Source organism: Leucobacter sp. L43 (assembly GCF_016597785.1).
Taxonomy (GTDB): Bacteria; Actinomycetota; Actinomycetes; order Actinomycetales; family Microbacteriaceae; genus Leucobacter; species Leucobacter alluvii.
On the sequence record NZ_JAENJG010000001.1, the window covers coordinates 120,386 to 138,771 of the forward strand.

13 protein-coding genes are annotated in these 18,386 nt (G+C 68.6%); 11 read left to right on the forward strand and 2 right to left on the reverse strand.

Annotated elements, in window-relative coordinates:
- Positions 1–34: 34 nt before the first annotated feature.
- The 3 genes from tatC to lnt are packed head-to-tail and all read left to right on the forward strand — an operon-like array spanning position 35 to position 4,820.
- The gene (gene tatC, locus JE033_RS00580) at positions 35–886 is read left to right on the forward strand and encodes a twin-arginine translocase subunit TatC (protein ID WP_090149110.1); all 852 of its coding nucleotides are present in this window, start codon (positions 35–37) and stop codon (positions 884–886) included.
- On the forward strand, positions 883–3,177 hold the full coding sequence (locus JE033_RS00585; protein ID WP_200328767.1) for a DEAD/DEAH box helicase: 2,295 nt from the start codon (positions 883–885) through the stop codon (positions 3,175–3,177). The genes tatC and JE033_RS00585 overlap by 4 nt, the downstream gene beginning before the upstream one ends.
- Entirely contained in the window at positions 3,174–4,820 is a 1,647-nt protein-coding gene (gene lnt, locus JE033_RS00590) for an apolipoprotein N-acyltransferase (RefSeq protein ID WP_370567873.1), read from the forward strand. Before JE033_RS00585 ends, lnt begins: the two co-directional genes overlap by 4 nt.
- A 39-nt stretch (positions 4,821–4,859) precedes the next feature.
- On the opposite strand, the gene JE033_RS00595 is transcribed toward lnt, so the two are convergent.
- Entirely contained in the window at positions 4,860–5,219 is a 360-nt protein-coding gene (locus JE033_RS00595; RefSeq protein WP_090149102.1) for an RNA polymerase-binding protein RbpA, read from the reverse strand.
- A 158-nt stretch (positions 5,220–5,377) separates the two neighbouring features.
- Between JE033_RS00595 and JE033_RS00600 the strand changes: the two genes are divergently transcribed.
- The 7 genes from JE033_RS00600 (at position 5,378) to JE033_RS00630 (ending at position 17,150) form a co-directional block, all read left to right on the forward strand.
- Positions 5,378–6,145, forward strand: coding sequence for an SDR family oxidoreductase (locus tag JE033_RS00600; protein ID WP_090149097.1), 768 nt, complete (start codon positions 5,378–5,380; stop codon positions 6,143–6,145).
- A 356-nt stretch (positions 6,146–6,501) separates the two neighbouring features.
- Positions 6,502–11,154, forward strand: a complete 4,653-nt coding sequence (gene gltB, locus JE033_RS00605; RefSeq protein WP_370567874.1) for a glutamate synthase large subunit — start codon at positions 6,502–6,504, stop codon at positions 11,152–11,154.
- A complete protein-coding gene (locus tag JE033_RS00610) occupies positions 11,147–12,598 on the forward strand; it encodes a glutamate synthase subunit beta (protein WP_200328769.1) in 1,452 nt (483 codons plus the stop codon). Before gltB ends, JE033_RS00610 begins: the two co-directional genes overlap by 8 nt.
- A 73-nt stretch (positions 12,599–12,671) precedes the next feature.
- Positions 12,672–14,216 (forward strand): methyltransferase, encoded by a 1,545-nt coding sequence (locus JE033_RS00615; RefSeq protein ID WP_200328771.1) that lies wholly within the window; start codon positions 12,672–12,674, stop codon positions 14,214–14,216.
- A gap of 53 nt (positions 14,217–14,269) precedes the next feature.
- Entirely contained in the window at positions 14,270–15,589 is a 1,320-nt protein-coding gene (gene hisD, locus JE033_RS00620; protein ID WP_200330938.1) for a histidinol dehydrogenase, read from the forward strand.
- Positions 15,589–16,083, forward strand: a complete 495-nt coding sequence (gene nrdR, locus JE033_RS00625; protein WP_200328774.1) for a transcriptional regulator NrdR — start codon at positions 15,589–15,591, stop codon at positions 16,081–16,083. The genes hisD and nrdR overlap by 1 nt, the downstream gene beginning before the upstream one ends.
- Before the next feature lie 5 nt (positions 16,084–16,088).
- Positions 16,089–17,150 (forward strand): quinone-dependent dihydroorotate dehydrogenase, encoded by a 1,062-nt coding sequence (locus tag JE033_RS00630; RefSeq protein ID WP_200330940.1) that lies wholly within the window; start codon positions 16,089–16,091, stop codon positions 17,148–17,150.
- Here JE033_RS00630 and JE033_RS00635 read toward each other — a convergent pair.
- Positions 17,147–17,716: a DUF3043 domain-containing protein gene (locus JE033_RS00635; RefSeq protein ID WP_090149080.1), complete on the reverse strand. Its 570-nt coding sequence runs from the start codon at positions 17,714–17,716 to the stop codon at positions 17,147–17,149. The two genes, JE033_RS00630 and JE033_RS00635, sit on opposite strands and share 4 nt — an antisense overlap.
- 145 nt (positions 17,717–17,861) lie before the next feature.
- Between JE033_RS00635 and JE033_RS00640 the strand changes: the two genes are divergently transcribed.
- Positions 17,862–18,239, forward strand: a complete 378-nt coding sequence (locus JE033_RS00640) for an iron-sulfur cluster assembly accessory protein (RefSeq protein WP_090149077.1) — start codon at positions 17,862–17,864, stop codon at positions 18,237–18,239.
- Positions 18,240–18,386: the final 147 nt, after the last annotated feature.

Genomic DNA, 18,386 nt, shown 5'->3' on the forward strand with positions numbered 1-18,386 from the left:
CGCGGTGCGGCGACCGCTGAGATACACTGAACCAATGGCTAACCAGGCTCGCAAGCGGCGAAGTCCCGATGGGCGGATGAGCCTCGGCGAGCACCTCATCGAGTTCCGCAAACGACTCTTGATCTCGGCCGCCGCGATCGTGATCGCCCTCATCGCCGGCTGGTTCTTGTCGACGTGGGTGTGGGAGATGCTCCGCAAGCCGATCAACGATCTCGAGATGCAGGGCCGTGATGCGATCATCTCGTACGGCGACATCTCGAGCGGCTTCGACACCAAGGTTCAGATCGCGCTCTTCATCGCGGTGCTCATCGCTTCGCCGGTGTGGCTCTACCAGGTCTGGGCGTTTCTCGCCCCGGGTCTGACGCGACGCGAGAAGCTCACCGGGGTGGGATTCATCGGTGCCGCGGTACCGCTGTTCCTCGGCGGCGCGTATGCCGGCTGGCTGGTCCTCCCGAATATCGTCCGCCTCATGGCGAGCTTCCAGCCGGAGGAGGACGCGTTCTATCTCACGGCGCGCAACTATCTCGATTTCGCGATCAAGCTCCTGCTCGCGGTGGGCGTCGGCTTCGTGCTCCCGGTGCTCCTGGTGATGCTCAACTTCATCGGAGTGCTGCGCGGCGCGGCCATCATCCGGAGCTGGCGAGTCGCGATCCTCGTCATCATTCTCTTCGCGGCCATCGCGACACCCGCGGCCGACCTGATGAGCATGTTCTTGCTCGCGGCGCCCATCATCGTGCTCTACTTCGCGGCGGCCGGCGTCGCACTGCTGCACGACCGCAGGGTGGACAAACGCCGGGCCGCCGAGCTCGCCGAGTACGACCTCGACGACGACACCGGACGGGAAGCCGAGCGCGGCGACGCCGACCGCACGAAAGGACGCCGATGAGCATGCCTGACCCCGGCGCGAGTCGGGAGGAGAGCGCGCTCGACGCGTTCTCGGCCCGTCTCGAGTATCCGCTCGACGCGTTTCAGCGCACGGCGTGCGAACGCCTCGAGGAAGGCAGAAGCGTGCTCGTCGCGGCTCCCACCGGGTCGGGCAAGACGACGGTCGCCGAGTTCGCGGTGTACCTCGCCAGGCGGGAGCGCGACGCGCGGATCTTCTACACGGCGCCCATCAAGGCGCTCTCGAACCAGAAGTTCAGAGAGCTCTGCGACGAGTACGGCGAAGACGAAGTGGGTCTGCTCACCGGCGATGTGAATCTGCGCTCGAACGCTCCGATCATCGTGATGACCACCGAGGTGCTCCGGAACATGATCTACGCGGGGTCCGACGCCCTCGACGATCTGGAATTCGTCGTGCTCGACGAGGTGCACTACCTCGGCGATCGATTCCGAGGCGCGGTGTGGGAGGAGATCATCCTCCACCTGCCGCCCGCCGTGCGACTCGTGTCGCTGTCGGCGACGGTTTCGAACGCGGAGGAGTTCGGCGACTGGATGCACGCCGTGCGCGGCGACACCGACGTGATTCTCTCCGAGCACCGGCCGGTGCCGCTCTACCAGCACGTGCTCACCTCCCGTGCGCTCCTCCCGCTCTACGTCGATCGGGCAGGCGAGCTCGCGACTGGCGGGCGAGTGAATCCCGAGCTGTACGCGCTCGACCGCAGAGGCGGATGGCGTGACCGCGACAGCGACCGCGAGCGGGGCCGCGGGCGGGGAGAGCGCTCTCGCGGGCGGCCACCGGCGCGTCGAAGCCGCCGCATCTCGCGATCCGACATCGCTCGCGCACTCGACGAGACGGATCTCGTGCCGGCGATCGTCTTCATCTTCAGCCGGAACGGATGCGATCAGGCGGTTCGTCAGTGCCTCATGGAGGGCATCACGCTGACCAGCCGGGAGGAGCGCGACGAGATTCGTCGCATCGCGCGCGCAGAGGTCGCGGGGATGAGCGACGAGGAGCGTCGTGTGCTCGGCGTGCGCGAGTGGCTCGCTGGCTTGGAGCGCGGCGTCGCGGCGCACCACGCCGGCCTGCTTCCGGCGTTCAAAGCCGTTGTCGAGCGTCTCTTCCAGCGGCGACTCGTGAAACTCGTCTTCGCCACCGAGACGCTCGCCCTCGGCATCAACATGCCCGCGCGCGCCGTGGTCATCGAGCGCTTGGATAAATTCAACGGCGAGCAGCGGGTGCCGCTCACCTCCGGAGAGTTCACCCAGCTGACGGGTCGCGCCGGTCGGCGCGGGATCGACGACGAAGGTCACGCCGTTGTCGTGTGGAGCGACGACGTCGATCTCGAGGCACTCGCCCATCTCGCCGGAGCCAGGTCGTTCCCCGTGCGTTCGAGCTTCCGTCCCACGGCCAACATGACTGTGAATCTGCTGCAGCGCATGGACCGGGCTCACGTGAGGGAGATGCTCGAGCTCTCGTTCGCGCAGTTCCAGGCCGATCGCGCCGTCGTCGATCAGGCCAGGGAACTGCGCGCGGAGCAGGAATCACTCGCCGGCTACGATGCGGCGGCGAGCCGTGCGCAGGGCTCCGATCGGAAACGATGGGAGGATCGCGCTCGCAAACTCCGGCGTCGCGTGGAGCGCGGCCGGCGCCAGATCGCTTCCCGGACGGGCACGATCGCCCGTACCTTCGACCGGGTCGTCGACCAGCTGCTCGAACTCGGCTATTTGGAAGCCGACCGCACACGCGAGCCGAACGTCACTCCGTGGGGCAACCTGCTCCGGCGGATCTACGGCGAACGCGATCTGCTCGTCGCCGAGTGCATTCGCGAGGACGCATGGCGCGGGCTGGACGCCGCGGGACTCGCCGCGATGTGCTGCGTGCTGAGTTACGAACCGCGGCGGGACGACGAAGGGGAGGAGCGTCTGCCTGGCGGAGCTGCCTTCGGCGCCGCCTATGATCGGGTGCTCGACATCTGGGTGCGACTCGACGACCTGGCAGAGCGATCGCGGTTGCCGCGGAGCGAGATGCCGCACGCCGGCCTCGCGAAGACGATGCACGCCTGGGTGACCGGGCGACCGATCGAGCTGGTGCTCGAAGCCGCCGGGATCGGAGCGGGTGACTTCGTACGCTGGGCGAAGCAGACCATCGATCTGCTCGACCAGGTCGCGCAGGCGTGCGAGGCGGCCGTGCTGGACGATGTGGACGCTGATCGACTCGGTGCGCTCGCTCATCTCGCCCGCGAGGCGAAGCGGGGTGTGAAGCGGGGCATCGTCGCAGCGTCGAGCACTTCGTGAGTGCGACGATTGCGGGGGCGCCGACCGAGCGCTCGATGCTGGTGCGCACCGACGCGAACGGAACGCGGGCTCTGCGCTGGTACGCCTCCGTGATCGCGGCGGTCGCCGGGGGCCTTCTGCTCGATGCCGCGACGCCGGGATTGAGCTGGTGGCCGCTCGCGTTTCCCGCAGTCGCGCTCGTGTGCGCGGCGGTCTGGCAGCAGCGTGCGCGATGGGGGTTCCTGGTCGGCGCCCTTGCGGGCGCTGCGTTCTGGATGCCGCACATCGGCTGGCTGACCCTGTACCTCGGCCCGATTCCCTGGGCGGCGCTGTGCGCTCTGATGATCCTCTGGTTCGGGCTCTTCGGCGTCGCAGCGGCGGTCGCGACACGGGGGCTCCGCCGGATCGCGATCCTGCGCCGCAGCGCTGCGGCGCTGGCCGGAGCGCAGGCGGCGTCGGTCGCGGGCCTCTGGATGCTGCGGGAGCAATTGCAGGGCGCGCTTCCCTACGGTGGTTTCGCGTGGGGTCGGCTCGCCACAACGCAAGCCGATGGGCCGCTCCTGCAATCCGTCTCCTGGCTCGGATTCGCTGGTCTTTCCGCCCTGCTGGCCTTCGCGAGCGTGGTTCCGGTGGCGGTAGCGCTCGTCGCCCGCGACCGCGGCGCTTCCGTGCGGCCGGTACTCGTCGGAGTCGCGGCGTCCCTCGTGGTGCTGGTCGCGCTCGCGGCATTGCCGGCGGCTCCGCTCGAGCAGTCGGGTGCACTGCGCGTCGCTGCCGTGCAGGGCAACTCGAAGTCGGGAATCTTCGACGATCGCGAAGCGGGCGGCGTGATCCGCGACCATTTCACCGCGACCGAAGAGCTGCTCGATCGCCTCGAAGCGGAGAGGCGAACGGTGGACGTCATCGTTTGGCCGGAGAACAGTGCGGAGTTCGCCGCACCGGACCAGCTCATTCGAAGTCAACGACTCGCGAAGCTCGCCGAGCGCGCAGGCGCGCCGATCGTCGTCGGCACCGTCCTCGCGAACGAGGACGGCACGTACAGCAACAGCTCGCTCGTCTGGAACTCCGAGGGGCCCACCGACGCCCGATACGACAAGCGGTACCCGGTCCCGTTCGCGGAGTACATGCCCAATCGGCCGTTCTTCCGCGCTATCGTGCCGGATCTCGTCGACCTGGTGCAACTCGAATACGCGGCCGGCACGCGCCCCTCGGCGCTGGAGGTCGACACGTCGGCGGGAGTCATCCGGGCTGGCATCGCGATCTGCTTCGACATCATCTTCGATCCGCAGGCGGTCGCGATGGCGAGCGACGGGGCGCAGGTGATCTTCGCGCAGACGAACAACGCCGATTTCGGGCGGACCGATGAGAGCGCTCAGCAGCTGGCCATCGCCCGCACCCGCGCGGTGGAGATGGGTCGTGCTGTCGTCAACGACTCGACGGTCGGCACGAGCGCCGTCGTCGCGCCCGACGGTCGGAGCCTCGACGAACTGCAGCCGTTCACGCGCGACGCGATGGTCGCCGAGGTGCCGCTGGTCGAGGGTCTCACTCCGGCCCTCCGGTTCGGAGGCGCGATCGCCTCGGTCGGGGCGCTCGTCGGCGTCCTCGGCCTGGCGGGAGGGGTCTTCGGGCTCGTACGCGCTCGACGCGTGTCGCGACACGGCTAGATCGAGGCGCGCGGCCACATTCGATCGCCCGAGAAGCGGCTACTGAGCGGAGCCGCGTCGCGAGCGCAGCAATCGCAAGCGCTCCTCGAGCAGTTCTTCGAGTTCTTCGCGACTACGTCGCTCGATGAGCATGTCCCAGGGTGTGCGCTGAGAGGACTCTTTCTCCTCGAACTCGGCCCTCGCGGCGCGGCCCGCCTCGTCGTCCAGGAATCCGACCTCGCCGCTCTTCTGGTCCACCCATTCGGCGGGCGGCTCGGCATCGGCGTCGAACATGATCGTGAATCGGACCCCGCGGTCCGTGAGGTACTCGACTGAACGGCGGGGGGAAAGCTCGACGCCTTCTTCACCCTGCAAACTGGTCGCGCCGATGCGCGTCCCGCGGAGTGTTCGATCGGCCATGTGGAACCCCCTCATGTCTGACGCCCACGTTGCCGGGGCGCCGTGCCTCCTCTTGCAGGGTACCCGCCTGCGGTGCCCCGGCGATAGCCCCGACCTGGGCAACTGCTGGCCGTCCAGTACCCTGGGACGACGGTTATCACCACGATTGAGGAGTACATGTGACCCAGATTCTCGAACCCGGCAGCCTCGCCGGCCGCCGCGCGCTCGTCACGGGATCATCTCGCGGCGTCGGTGCCGACACTGCGCGCTACTTCGCGCAGGCGGGTGCGGACGTGGTCGTCAACTTCCGGAACAAGGCGCCGCGCGCCGAGAAACTCGCTGCGGAGTTCCGCGAACTCGGTGTGCGTGCGCTCGTGCAAGGTGCAGATCTGACCGACCGGGATTCCGTGCAGGCCATGATGGCGGCCGTGCGGGAGGAGTTCGGCGGACTCGACATCCTGGTGCTCAACGCCTCCGGCGGCATGGAGAGCAATATGGGCGAGGACTACGCGCTGCGTCTCAACCGCGATGCGCAGCTGTCCGTGCTCGACGCCGCGCTGCCGTTGATGGGCGAGGGGGCGCGTGTGGTGTTCGTCACGAGTCACCAGGCTCACTTCATCCGGACGACTCCGACGATGCCGGAGTACGTGCCCGTGGCCGAATCGAAGCGAGCGGGCGAGGATGCACTGCGGGAACTCATTCCCGAGCTCGCTGCGCGAGGCATCGGGTTCACGGTCGTGTCGGGCGACATGATCGAGGGGACGGTGACGGCCACCCTGTTGAACCGTCTGAACCCCGGTGCCATCGAAGCACGGCGCGAAGAGGCGGGCAAGCTGTACAACGTATCGGAGTTCGCGGCAGAAGTGGCGCGCGCGGCGGTGGATCCGGTCCCGGACGACTACACGCGCCTGGTGGGTGACACGAGCAGCTTCAACGCCGAGGCGTAAGCGCGGGGCACGAGCGCGGTGTTCGATATCTGAGCGGCCGAGAGGGTCGAATCCGATTATCGAACACCGCGTTCTGCGTGTCCCGGCTGCACAGCGGCCCCGCCGTGTTTCAGGAGTGTTTCGCGTCGGAGTCGCGTGCGGCAAAAGTCAATAACTTCCGTCATAAATTCGGCAACAGATGGCGCGCCTCCGAATGCGGGGCACAAGATGCGAGCAGCCGCGCATTTCGTCGAAGAAACGAAGTGCTACATTCGGAGCTCAGCCACCGCCCTGCCGCCCGGACCGCCTCTGGACTCGCGCGAGCAGCGCGGCTTCGTACCGGGACCGACGACGTCCCGTCGACCGAGAGGACGTCGATGCCCGAGCGCTCGCCGAAATCCCATCCGGTGCACCCCTCCATGCCGGGATCGGACCTCCCGAGCGCCGTCGGACTCTACGATCCTGCGGATGAGCGCGACGCATGCGGGCTCGCCTCCGTGGTCGCGCTGACCGGGGAGGCCAGCCACGACATCATCGAGATGGCGCTCGAAGCGCTCGAGCACCTCGAGCATCGAGGCGCGGTGGGGTCCGATGCTGGGACGGGAGACGGCGCCGGCATCCTCACCGACCTTCCGGACGCGCTGATCCGCGAGGAGCTCGCCCGCCTCGATCCGCACCTGCATCTGCCAGAGCCCGGCGCGTACGCCGCGGGGCTGGCGTTCCTCCCGCAAGCATCGACCGAGCGGCGTGCCACGCAGTACCGCATCGCCGCCATCGCGGCGGAGGAGGGCCTGTCGGTCCTCGCATGGCGCCCGGTCGCAGTGCGACCCGATGTGCTCGGGGAGAGCGCACGCGTCGCGAGTCCGGTCATCGAACAGCTGGTGCTCGTGCCGGCTGCCGCAACGGCGCTCTCGGCCGACCAGCTCGAACGCCGAGCCTTCCGAGTGCGCAAGCGCGTGCAGCACGAGACGGGCAGCTACCTGCCTTCGCTGAGCTCCCGGACCATCGTGTACAAGGGAATGGTCACCACCCTGCAGTTGCCCGGCTTCTACGCCGAGCTCACCGATGCTCGTTTCACGAGCCGCTTCGCCATCGTGCACTCCCGGTACTCCACGAACACCTTCCCCTCATGGCATCTCGCGCAGCCGCTGCGGCTCGTCGCGCACAACGGCGAGATCAACACGGTGCGGGGCAATCGCAACTGGATGCGGGCGCGCGAAGCCCAACTGGCCTCCGAGCACATCGGAGACATCGAGCCGCTGCTCCCGATCTGCTCCGCCGGAGGCAGCGACTCCGCGAGTTTCGACGAGGTGCTCGAACTGCTCGTCATGGCGGGCCGCACGCTGCCGCACGCACTGGCGATGATGGTTCCCGAGGCGTGGGAATCCGAGCCCGGCATGTCGCCGGCTCTCGTCGACTTCCTCGAGTACCACTCGCTCGTCATGGAACCGTGGGACGGACCCGCCGCGATGATCGCGACCGACGGGCAGGAGCTCGTCGCACTGCTCGACCGCAACGGCCTGCGACCGGGACGCTACCTCGTCACCTCCGATGGCATGCTCGTGATCGCGAGCGAGACCGGCGTACTCGACATCGCCCCGGAGCGCGTCGTGCGGCGCGGCCGTCTGCAGCCCGGTCGCATGCTCGCCGTCGACCTCGCGAGCGGCGTCATTCGGGACGACGAGGCGGTGAAGTCGGAACTCGCAGCCGCCGCGCCGTGGGGCGAGTGGCTCGCAGAGGGGCGGATACGGCTCTCAGAGCAGCCGGAACGCGAGCACCTCGTGCATCCGCCGGCATCGATCGAGCGACGCCAGCGCACGTTCGGCTACACCGAGGAGGAGCTTCGCGTGCTCCTCATGCCCATGGCGCGCGACGGCATCGAACCGCTCGCGGCCATGGGAACGGACACGCCGATCGCCGCGCTCTCCGACCGGCCGCGCCTCGTCTTCGACTACTTCGTGCAGCAGTTCGCCCAGGTGACGAACCCGCCGCTCGACGCGCTGCGCGAAGAACTCGTCACCAGTCTCCGCGCGGGCATGGGGCCGCAGGAGAACCTCCTGAGCCAGTCCGCGGAGCACGCGCGCCAGGTGATCCTCGATTTCCCGGTCATCGACAACGATTCGCTCGCCCGCATCCAGCACTTCGGCGACGACCCGGAGCGAGAACGAGCCGTCACCCTTCGCGGCCTGTATCAAGTCGACTCCGGGGCCAGAGGACTGGCCGATCGCCTGGAGACGATGTGCCTTGAGGCGAGCGCCGCGATCGAGGCCGGAGCGGAGTTCCTGATCCTCTCCGACCGCGATTCGAACAAGGATCTCGCGCCCGTGCCGTCGCTGCTCGCGGTCTCGGCGGTGCATCACCATCTGATCCGAGAGGGCCTGCGCATGCGCGTCGCCCTCGTCGCAGAAGCGGGGGACGTGCGCGAGGTGCACCACGTGGCGGCGCTCATCGGATACGGCGCGGCAGCGGTGAACCCCTACCTGGCGATGGAGACGGTCGGGTTGCTCGTTCGCGATGGTTCGATTGCCGATCGCTCGGAGACCGATGCCATCGCCGGTCTCATCAAAGCGCTCGGCAAGGGCATGCTCAAGGTGATGAGCAAGATGGGCATCTCGACCGTCGCGTCGTATTGCGGAGCTCAGACCTTCGAGGCGATCGGACTCTCGCAGCAGCTCGTCGACCGCTACTTCACCGGCACGACCTCGCGCCTCGGCGGCGTCGGCCTCGACGTCATCGCGGCAGAGGTGGCCGCCCGCCATCGGGCGGCGTACCCCGACGACCCTGCGGCGAGCGCCCACCGCACACTCGAGACGGGCGGCGAGTACCGGTGGCGCCGCGGCGAGGAACCGCACCTGTTCGACCCGGAGACCATCTACCGGTTGCAGCACGCGACGCGCACCGGCCGACGCGACATCTTCTCGGCCTACACCGAGCGCGTCAACGCGCAGCAGCAGCGGCTGATGACCTTGCGCGGTCTGTTCCGGTTCTCGCCCCAACGGCCCCCGGTGCCGCTCGCCGAGGTCGAGCCGGTGAGCGACATCGTGAAGCGCTTCTCGACCGGGGCGATGAGCTACGGCTCGATCTCACCCGAGGCGCACGAGACGCTCGCCATCGCCATGAACCGGCTCGGGGCGCGATCGAACACTGGCGAGGGCGGGGAGGCCGAGGATCGTCTGCTCGATCCCGAACGGCGCAGCGCCATCAAGCAGGTCGCCTCGGGGCGATTCGGCGTCACCTCCATGTATCTGACCCACGCCGACGAGATCCAGATCAAGCTCGCGCAGGGGGCGAAGCCGGGTGAGGGCGGTCAGCTCCCTCCGACCAAGATGTACCCGTGGATCGCCCGTACGAGGCATGCGACTCCCGGCGTCGGGCTCATCTCGCCGCCGCCGCACCACGACATCTATTCGATCGAGGATCTGAAGCAGCTCATCTTCGACCTGAAGCGCGCGAATCCGTCTGCGCGCATCAGCACGAAGCTCGTCGCGCAGAGCGGCATCGGACCCGTGGCTGCGGGCGTGGCGAAGGCCCTCTCCGACGTCATCCTCGTCTCCGGGCACGATGGAGGCACGGGCGCGAGTCCGATGAACTCCCTGAAGCACGCCGGCTCACCGTGGGAGCTCGGGTTGGCCGAGGCTCAGCAGACGCTCATGCTGAACGGGCTGCGCGAACGCGTGGTGCTCCAGGCGGACGGTCAGTTGAAGACCGGGCGCGACGTCGTCATCGCGGCGTTGCTCGGTGCGGAGGAGTTCGGGTTCGCGACGGCGCCTCTCGTCGTCTCCGGGTGCATCATGATGCGCGTCTGCCATCTCGACACCTGCCCGGTCGGCGTTGCGACGCAGAATCCGGAATTGCGATCGCGCTACACCGGACAGGCCGAGCACGTGATCAACTTCTTCCGCTTCATCGCCGAGGAGGTGCGCGAGATCCTCGCATCCCTCGGGTTCCGCTCGCTCGATGAGGCCGTGGGCGACACCTCGGCCCTCGACGTCGAAGAGGCGATCTCCCATTGGAAGGCCTCGGGTCTCGACCTCACACCCATCCTGCGGGGTCCGGTCTTCGCAGAGGGGGAGCCCCGGCGGCACGGGCGCGCACAGGATCACGAGATCGATGCGCACTTCGACGGCTCGCTCATACGCATGGCAGCGGACGCGCTCGAGCGTCGGGAACCGGTCGTCATCGACCTGCCCATCCGCAACATCGATCGCGCTGTCGGCACCATGCTCGGCCACGCCGTCACGCGACGCTTCGGCGCTGAGGGCCTGACGCCGGAGACCATCGACATCACGCTCACCGGTTCGGCGGGTCAGTCCCTCGGGGCATTCCTGCCGACCGGCATCACCCTCCGGCTCGTCGGCGACGCCAACGATTACGTCGGAAAGGGGCTCTCGGGCGGGGAAGTCGTCATCCGCCCGCATCCGGAGGCGGGCCACCCGGCCTCCGGCAACGTCATCGCGGGCAACGTCATCGGATACGGCGCGACCAGCGGATCCCTGTGGATCGCAGGCGTGGTGGGTGAGCGCTTCCTCGTGCGCGGCTCGGGGGCGACCGCGGTCGTCGAAGGTACGGGGGATCACGCGCTGGAGTACTTCACCGGAGGCTTCGCACTCATTCTCGGACCGACGGGCCGGAACATCGGCGCTGGGATGTCGGGCGGAGAGGCGGTGGTGCTCGATCTCGACCCCGCGCACGTCAACTCCGCAGAACTCGCCTCCGGCTCGCTGATGCTCCAGAGCTTCGGCCGCGTCGGCGCGAGCGGGCCGGGCGTTCCGAGCGGCGAGGAAGCGGCGCTGCGCGCGAAGATCATCGACCTGGTGAAGCGTCACGCCGAACAGACGGGATCGAGCGTCGCGGCGGAACTGCTCGAGAGCATCGAACGCGACCCCGAGCGGACGTTCGCCCGGTTCACCCGTCTGATCCCGCGCGGCTACTCGCGCGTGCTCGAAATCCGAGTGCGCGCCGGCGAACAGGGGATCGACCCTGATGGAGACCACGTCTGGTCTGAGATTCTGGAGGCGACTCATGGCTGATCCCCGCGGATTCTTGAAGGTTCGCGAGCGTGAGCTCGCTCCGAAGCGTCCCGTCGCATTGCGCCTGCAGGATTGGCGCGAAGTCGTCGATCCGGCCGATCCGAAGCTGGTCGCGAAGCAGGCGTCGCGCTGCATGGACTGCGGCGTCGCGTTCTGCCATCAGGGGTGCCCGCTCGGCAACCTGATCCCCGAATGGAACGACCTGATGTTCCGGGGGCGCGAGCGGGAGGCGATCGAGCGCTTGCACGCCACGAACAACTTCCCAGAATTCACGGGCCGGGCGTGCCCAGCACCCTGCGAATCAGCGTGCGTGCTCGGCATCAACCAGCCTGCGGTCACCATCAAGCAGATCGAGAACAACATCATCGATCAGGCATTCATGAACGGGTGGGTGGTCCCGCAACCGCCATCGCGCCTCAGCGGCAAGACCGTCGCAGTCGTCGGGTCTGGCCCGGCCGGACTCGCAGCCGCTCAGCAGCTCACCAGAGCGGGCCACACGGTGGCCGTCTACGAGCGCGATGAAGAGCCGGGCGGCCTGCTGCGCTTCGGAATCCCGGATTTCAAGCTCGAGAAGCACCTGGTCATGCGCCGCATCGAGCAGCTCAAGGCGGAGGGCACCCGTTTCCGCTGCGGCGTCGAGATCGGTCGCGACATGTCATGGAGCGAACTCCGCCGCAGGTACGACGCGGTGGTCGTCGCGACGGGCGCGACGGTCGCGCGCGAACTGCCCATCCCCGGTCGCGAGTACGCGGGCGTTCTGCCGGCGATGCAATACCTCGCCGCGTCGAACCGTGTGCAATCGGGTGCGCTGGCCGCGACGCCCTTCGATGCCGCAGGCAAGCACGTCATCGTCATCGGGGGAGGCGATACCGGGGCCGACTGCATCGGCACCGCGAACCGGCAAGGGGCCGCCTCGGTGACGAACCTCGCCATCGGCAAGAAGCCCTCGGAGTTTCGCACCGCGGGCCAGCCCTGGCCCGTGCACCCGACGCTCTTCGAGGTCTCGAGCTCGCACGAGGAGGGCGGAGAGCGGCGATTCCTCGCCTCGACGGTGGAATTCGTCGGAAACGACCGAGGCGAGGTGAGCGGTCTGCGCGTCGCCGAGACCGGGTTCACGGAAACCGGGCGCGCGCCCCTGGAAGGCACGGAGCAGCTGCTCGCAGCCGACCTCGTGCTGATCGCGATGGGCTTCACCGGTCCGGAGGAGATCGAGGACCCGGCTCATCGGCTCGAACGCTCGCAACGAGGCGCCTTCGAACGGGGCCGCGACTACGCGACCGGCTTGCCCGGAGTCTTCGTCGCGGGTGACGCGGGACGTGGGCAGTCGCTGATCGTCTGGGCCATCGCGGAAGGTCGAGCGGTCGCAGCCTCGGTCGATGAGTACCTCACCGGCACAACGGTGCTGCCGAGCCCGGTGACCGCGCACGACCGCGCGTTCGCGTGATCGCACGCCGCGTCGGCCCGCGTCCGCGTGTCGGCGCGCGCGCACGCCTTCCGGCTGCGACTACGCTGGGCGGGTGCATGCAGAACTCGTCGATCGTCTCCGCGCCGACCTCCGATCGGCGGCATTCTCCGCTGAGTCCGTGACGGCACTGCTCGGCGATTCCGCCGAGGGCGCGCGGCAGCGCGGAGTCTTCGCACCGGCTCGCCGAGCGCTCATCGGACGGGAGGGCGAGCCCCTCGCGATCCTGGTGCGCTGCTTCCTGCTCGGCGCGGGTACGACGTCGCGTGAACTCGATGTCGCGTTTCCCGAACTGCGGGCCGACGGCGCAGTGGCACTCGGTCTCGTGGGCGCCGCGTCCGATGAAGCTGCGAGCGGACCTCGGTTCGACGCTGCGCTCTCGCTCAATCCTGTGCGCGTCTCCCCGGACGAGCACTGGGTCGTGCTCTCCGATCTCGACGACCAGTTGCGGCGTGCGCCCGCGCGCAGGGATCACGTGATGGGCGTGGGCGGAGCGACGCGCTCGTTGCTCGCGCAGGCGCCGTCGGCGCGAGTCGATACCGCGCTCGATCTCGGCACGGGGTGCGGCATCGTCGCCATGCATCTCGCCCAGCACGCAGACCGGGTCATCGCCACGGACATCTCGGAACGCGCGCTCTGGCTCGCGCGGATGAACGCCCGGTTGAACGGGGTCGACGGCCGCATCGAGTTCAGAATGGGGGATCTCTTCGCACCGGTGGAATCGGAGCGCTTCGACCTCATCCTGTCGAACCCGCCCTTCGTCATCACCCCTCGCACGGGCGACGCGCCGGTCTACGAGTATCGGGACGGCGGCCGCACCGGAGACGCCCTGGCGCAGTCCGTGATCGAGACGGCCCCAGCGTTCCTGCGACCAGGGGGGACCCTGCTCTGCCTCGCGAACTGGGAGTCGCCGTGGGGCGCGAACGGGCTCGCCCGCGTCGCGGAGTGGGTCGGAGCGGCCGCGGTCGCCGCGGGATCGCTGAACGCCTGGGTCATCGAGCGAGACCGGGTCGATCCGGCGAGCTATGCCGAGACCTGGGTGCGCGACGGGGGCGCACGGCCGGGCGAGCCCGCGTTCGAGCAACTGCTCGGAACGTGGATCGGTGACTTCGCTGAACGCCGCATCACCGCGGTGGGACTCGGCTCGGTGCGCGTGCAGCGCGTGTCGGGAGACGCATCCGCACCGCCGGTCGTCCACCTGGACACGGCGACCGGCGCGTTCTCAGATGCCGGAGGGCTCGGCGACGCACTGCAACGAGCATTCGAGGTGAGCGCCGCCACGGCGCGCGCGTCCTCCGATGCTGTGCTGGAGACGAGATGGATGCTCGATGGGTCCGTGGCGGAGATCCGCGAGCACCAGCCGGGGGAGGAGTCGCCGCGTCGCATCACTCTGGAGACCGCGCGCCCGATCGCGCGCCGAGTCGCGGCGGATACCCTGCTCGCCGCAGCTCTCGGGGCCTGCGACGGCGAACTCTCGCTGCGGCAGATCGCCGACGCTCTCGCGACCCTGCTCGACGTCGACGCCGCCGCCGCGCAGGAGGCCCTCGTGACCGGGGTGCGAGAGCTGGTCTGGTTCGGCATGCTCGCTCCGGGCGCGTGAGGCGATGGCTGCCGCGCTTCGGGGCGCGACAGCCTCAGTAGACTGGTCGGGTGATGCGAACGATCGATCTCCGGGGCCGCGCGCTCTCCCGTGATGAACTGCTCAAGCTGGTGCCGCGCGCATCGGTGAGCGCCGAGATCGCGGTCGAGCGAGTCCGCCCGCTCGTCGCCGACGTCGCCGCACGCGGCGAAGCGGCGCTGCGCGACCAGGCGCGCGAATTCGACCGTGTCGACGGACATCTGCTCCGCGTTCCGAGCGAGAGCATCGCCGACGCGCTGCGCAACTGCCCTCCGGCGGTCGAAGCGGCGCTGCGCGAACTGATCGAACGGCTGCGTCTCGGCTCCTCGGCCCAGGTGCCCGAGGAGCAGGTGACCCGGTTCGCAGATGGCGCTGTCATCCGTCAGCGGTGGCAACCGGTCAGCCGCGTCGGCCTCTACGCCCCGGGCGGCAAGGCGGCGTACCCGTCGTCCGTGGTGATGAACGCGATCGCCGCGCAGACCGCCGGGGTGCCGAGCCTTGCGCTCGCCTCGCCCGCTCAGGCGGACAACGCCGGCCTGCCGCATCCTGCGGTGCTGTGGGCTGCCGCCCTCTGCGGAATCGAGGAGGTCTACGCCATCGGCGGGGCCGGGGCCATCGCGGCCTTCGCGCACGGCGTCCCAGCCATCGGCCTCGACGCGGTCGACGTCGTCACCGGGCCGGGAAACGTCTTCGTCGCGGCCGCCAAGCGCGTGGTGACCGGTCTCGTCGGCATCGACGCGGAGGCCGGCACGACTGAGATTCTCGTCATCGCCGACGCCTCAGCCGAAGCCGGCTTCGTCGCAGCCGACCTCATCAGTCAGGCGGAGCACGACGAAGCCGCGGCGTCCGTGCTCGTGACCGACTCCGAGGAGCTCGCGCAACGGGTCGCCGCCGAGATCGCATCGCGCGCCGCGGCGACGCGACACGCAGGCCGGGTCGCCGAAGCGCTCTCCGGGCCGCAGTCAGGCATCGTGCTCGTCGACGATCTTCGCGAGGCCGCTCGCGTGAGCAACGCCTACGGTCCGGAGCATCTCGAGATCCAGACGCGCGACGACGCAGCGGTGCTCGCCGAGATCACCGATGCGGGAGCGATCTTCGTCGGCGGGTACACGCCTGTGAGCCTGGGTGATTACCTCGCGGGATCGAACCACGTGCTCCCCACCGGCGGTACCGCGCGCTTCGCGTCCGGCCTCGGCGCGCACACCTTCCTTCGACCCCAGCAGATCGTCAGCTACGACCGAGCTGCCCTCCGTGACCTGGAGGAGCCACTCCGTGCGCTCGCAGAAGCTGAGGGTCTTCCCGCACATGCCGACGCCGTCAGCGCGCGTTTCGAGACCCGAAAGAAGTCCAGCTGATGCACTGCCCATTCTGCCGCCACCCGGATTCCCGCGTGATCGATTCGCGTACCGCCGATGACGGCCTCTCCATTCGCCGACGTCGGCAGTGCCCCGAATGCGGTCGTCGATTCACGACCACCGAAACCGCCAGCCTGACCGTGATCAAGCGCTCCGGTGTTGTCGAGCCGTTCAGTCGCGAGAAGGTGATGAGCGGCGTGCGCAAGGCGTGCCAGGGGCGCCCCGTCACCGAGGCGGATCTCGCGGTGCTCGCCCAACAGGTCGAGGAGTCCGTGCGCTCGAGCGGTATCGCGCAGTTCGACGCGAACGAGATCGGCCTGGCGATCCTGCCCCACCTGCGCAAACTCGACGAGGTCGCGTATCTGCGCTTCGCCAGTGTCTATCAAGCGTTCGAATCGCTCGCCGACTTCGACGCCGCGATCGAAGAGCTCCGCACCCGCCCGAGCGGATCGGCCGTGCGCGGCCAGCGCTCCGAACCACACGAGGGGGAGTGACCGCGATGCGCTGGTACCCGATTCTCTTCAAGACCGTGCTGAGCCGAATGGACCCCGAGGTAGCCCACCACTGGGCGTTCCGCGTGATCCAGGCAGCGCCGATCGCCGGCGGTCTCATTCGCCGGCTCTGCGGTCCGGACCCCGCGCTGCGCGTGCGCGCACTCGGAACGACATTTCCGAGTCCTTTCGGGATCGCGGCCGGGTTCGATAAGAACGCGACGGCGATCGACGGCCTCGGACTGCTCGGATTCGGGCACGTCGAGGTCGGCACGCTGACGCGACATGCCCAGGACGGAAATCCGAAGCCGCGCATGTTCCGGCTGGTCGGCGATCGTGGCCTCGTGAACCGCATGGGATTCAACAACGGGGGTGCTGCTGCCGCGGTTCCCCGCGTCGAGCGTGCGCGCATGCGACGTCGACGCCCCATCATCGGTGTGAACATCGGAAAGAGCCGGGTCACCGAAGTCGAGGACGCGGTCGCCGACTACGTATGGAGCGCGCAGCGTCTCGCTCCCGTCGCCGACTATCTCGCGATCAACGTGAGTTCTCCGAACACGCCCGGGCTCCGCGGCCTGCAGGAGCTCGATCTGCTCGAACCGCTGCTGAGCGCGGTGCGCGACGCCGCAGGCAGCACCCCGTTGCTCGTGAAGATCGCTCCCGACATGGAGGACGAGCAGATCGACGGCATCGTCGCGCTCGCACGGCGGCTGGGTCTCGACGGCATCATCGCGACGAACACGACGGTGTCGCGAGACGGCCTGCAGGCGTCAGCGGCTGAGATCGATCGGATCGGTGCAGGCGGGCTCTCGGGCGAGCCGCTCCGAGACCGTTCGCTCGAGGTACTGCGCCGCATCCGGGCGGTCGAGCCCGATCCGGGCTTCTGCGTCATCGCCGTCGGAGGCGTCGAGAGCGCCTTCGACGTGCTCGAACGGCTGCGTGCCGGCGCAACCCTGGTGCAGGGGTACACCGCGTTCCTCTATACCGGCCCGATGTGGGCGCGCAGCATCAATCGCGGGTTGGAGCGCGCCGGATTCCGGGGGAGCGGCGCACCCGCCGACACCCACTAGCTGGGGAACGCTCCGCGCTTCACCACGGCCTTCGGAGCGCGGAGCGGGCGGAACTGGAAGGCGCGCATCGCCGCGTACCACCGGAACCCCGGCTGCACGCGATCCTCGCCGAACTTCTCCGACAGCTTGCGCTTGAGACGCATCCCCAGGAAGACCGCGTCGAGCACGGCGAGACCAACGAACGCCCAGATCACGAACAGGCTGATGACCTGCACGGTGCCGGGGATGAAGGTCATGACGAGCACGACGAGCATCATCGGGATCAGCATCTCGCCGACGTTCCAGCGGGCATCGACGTAGTCGCGCACGAACCGGCGCTGCGGCCCGCGATCGCGCGGTCCCAGGAACCGCTCATCGCCCTGCATCATGCCCACGCGGGCGCGCTCGCGCAGCTCTGCCTGCTGACGGCGCTGCTCCTTCATCGCGGCTTTATCGCGCGATCCGACGATCGGACGGGCGTTCGCGGCCTCCGCCTGCTTGCGCGACGGCGTCGGGCGTCCTTTTCCGACGACGGCTTCACTGCCGTCCGTTGCACCCTGCTCGTTCGCAGCGCCCTTCTGAGCCACGCAGATCCTCCCGTTCCGGGCGCTGTGCGCGCCGCCTCTCCCGGCGTTCGCCGAAGACTTCTAGCGTACCGCGACTTGGTCGCCCCGCCGCGCCCGGGCGGTAGACTGGAAGCAGAACGATCACGACGTGAGCAAGGAGTTAGGCATGAGCACCGACACGATCGCACCAGAGGGCGCTTCCATCACCGCAGAGCCTGCGCACGGGGTGCAGCTGAGCGCTGATGCGCGCGACAAGGTTCGCAGCCTGCTCGCCCAGGAGGGGAGGGACGACCTCCGCCTCCGCATCGCGGTGCAGCCCGGCGGCTGCTCCGGATTGATCTACCAGCTCTTCTTCGACGAACGCGAGCTCGAGAATGACGCCGTGGTCGATTTCGACGGCGTCGGAGTCGTCGTCGACATGATGAGCATCCCCTACTTGAACGGGGCGACCATCGACTTCGAGGACACGATCCAGAAGCAGGGATTCACGATCGATAATCCGAACGCGCAGGGGAGCTGCGCCTGCGGCGACAGCTTCAGCTGACCGCGCAGCGGGATGCATCGGTGACCGAAAATGACGACACCCCTCGGTGGTTCGGGGAACCGTCTCGTTCGCGCTAAGCTGTCAGGGAGTCATCAGCTTCGTTCGCATGCGTGCGGCGAAACAACGTTTTCGAAAGGTATGCGGTGC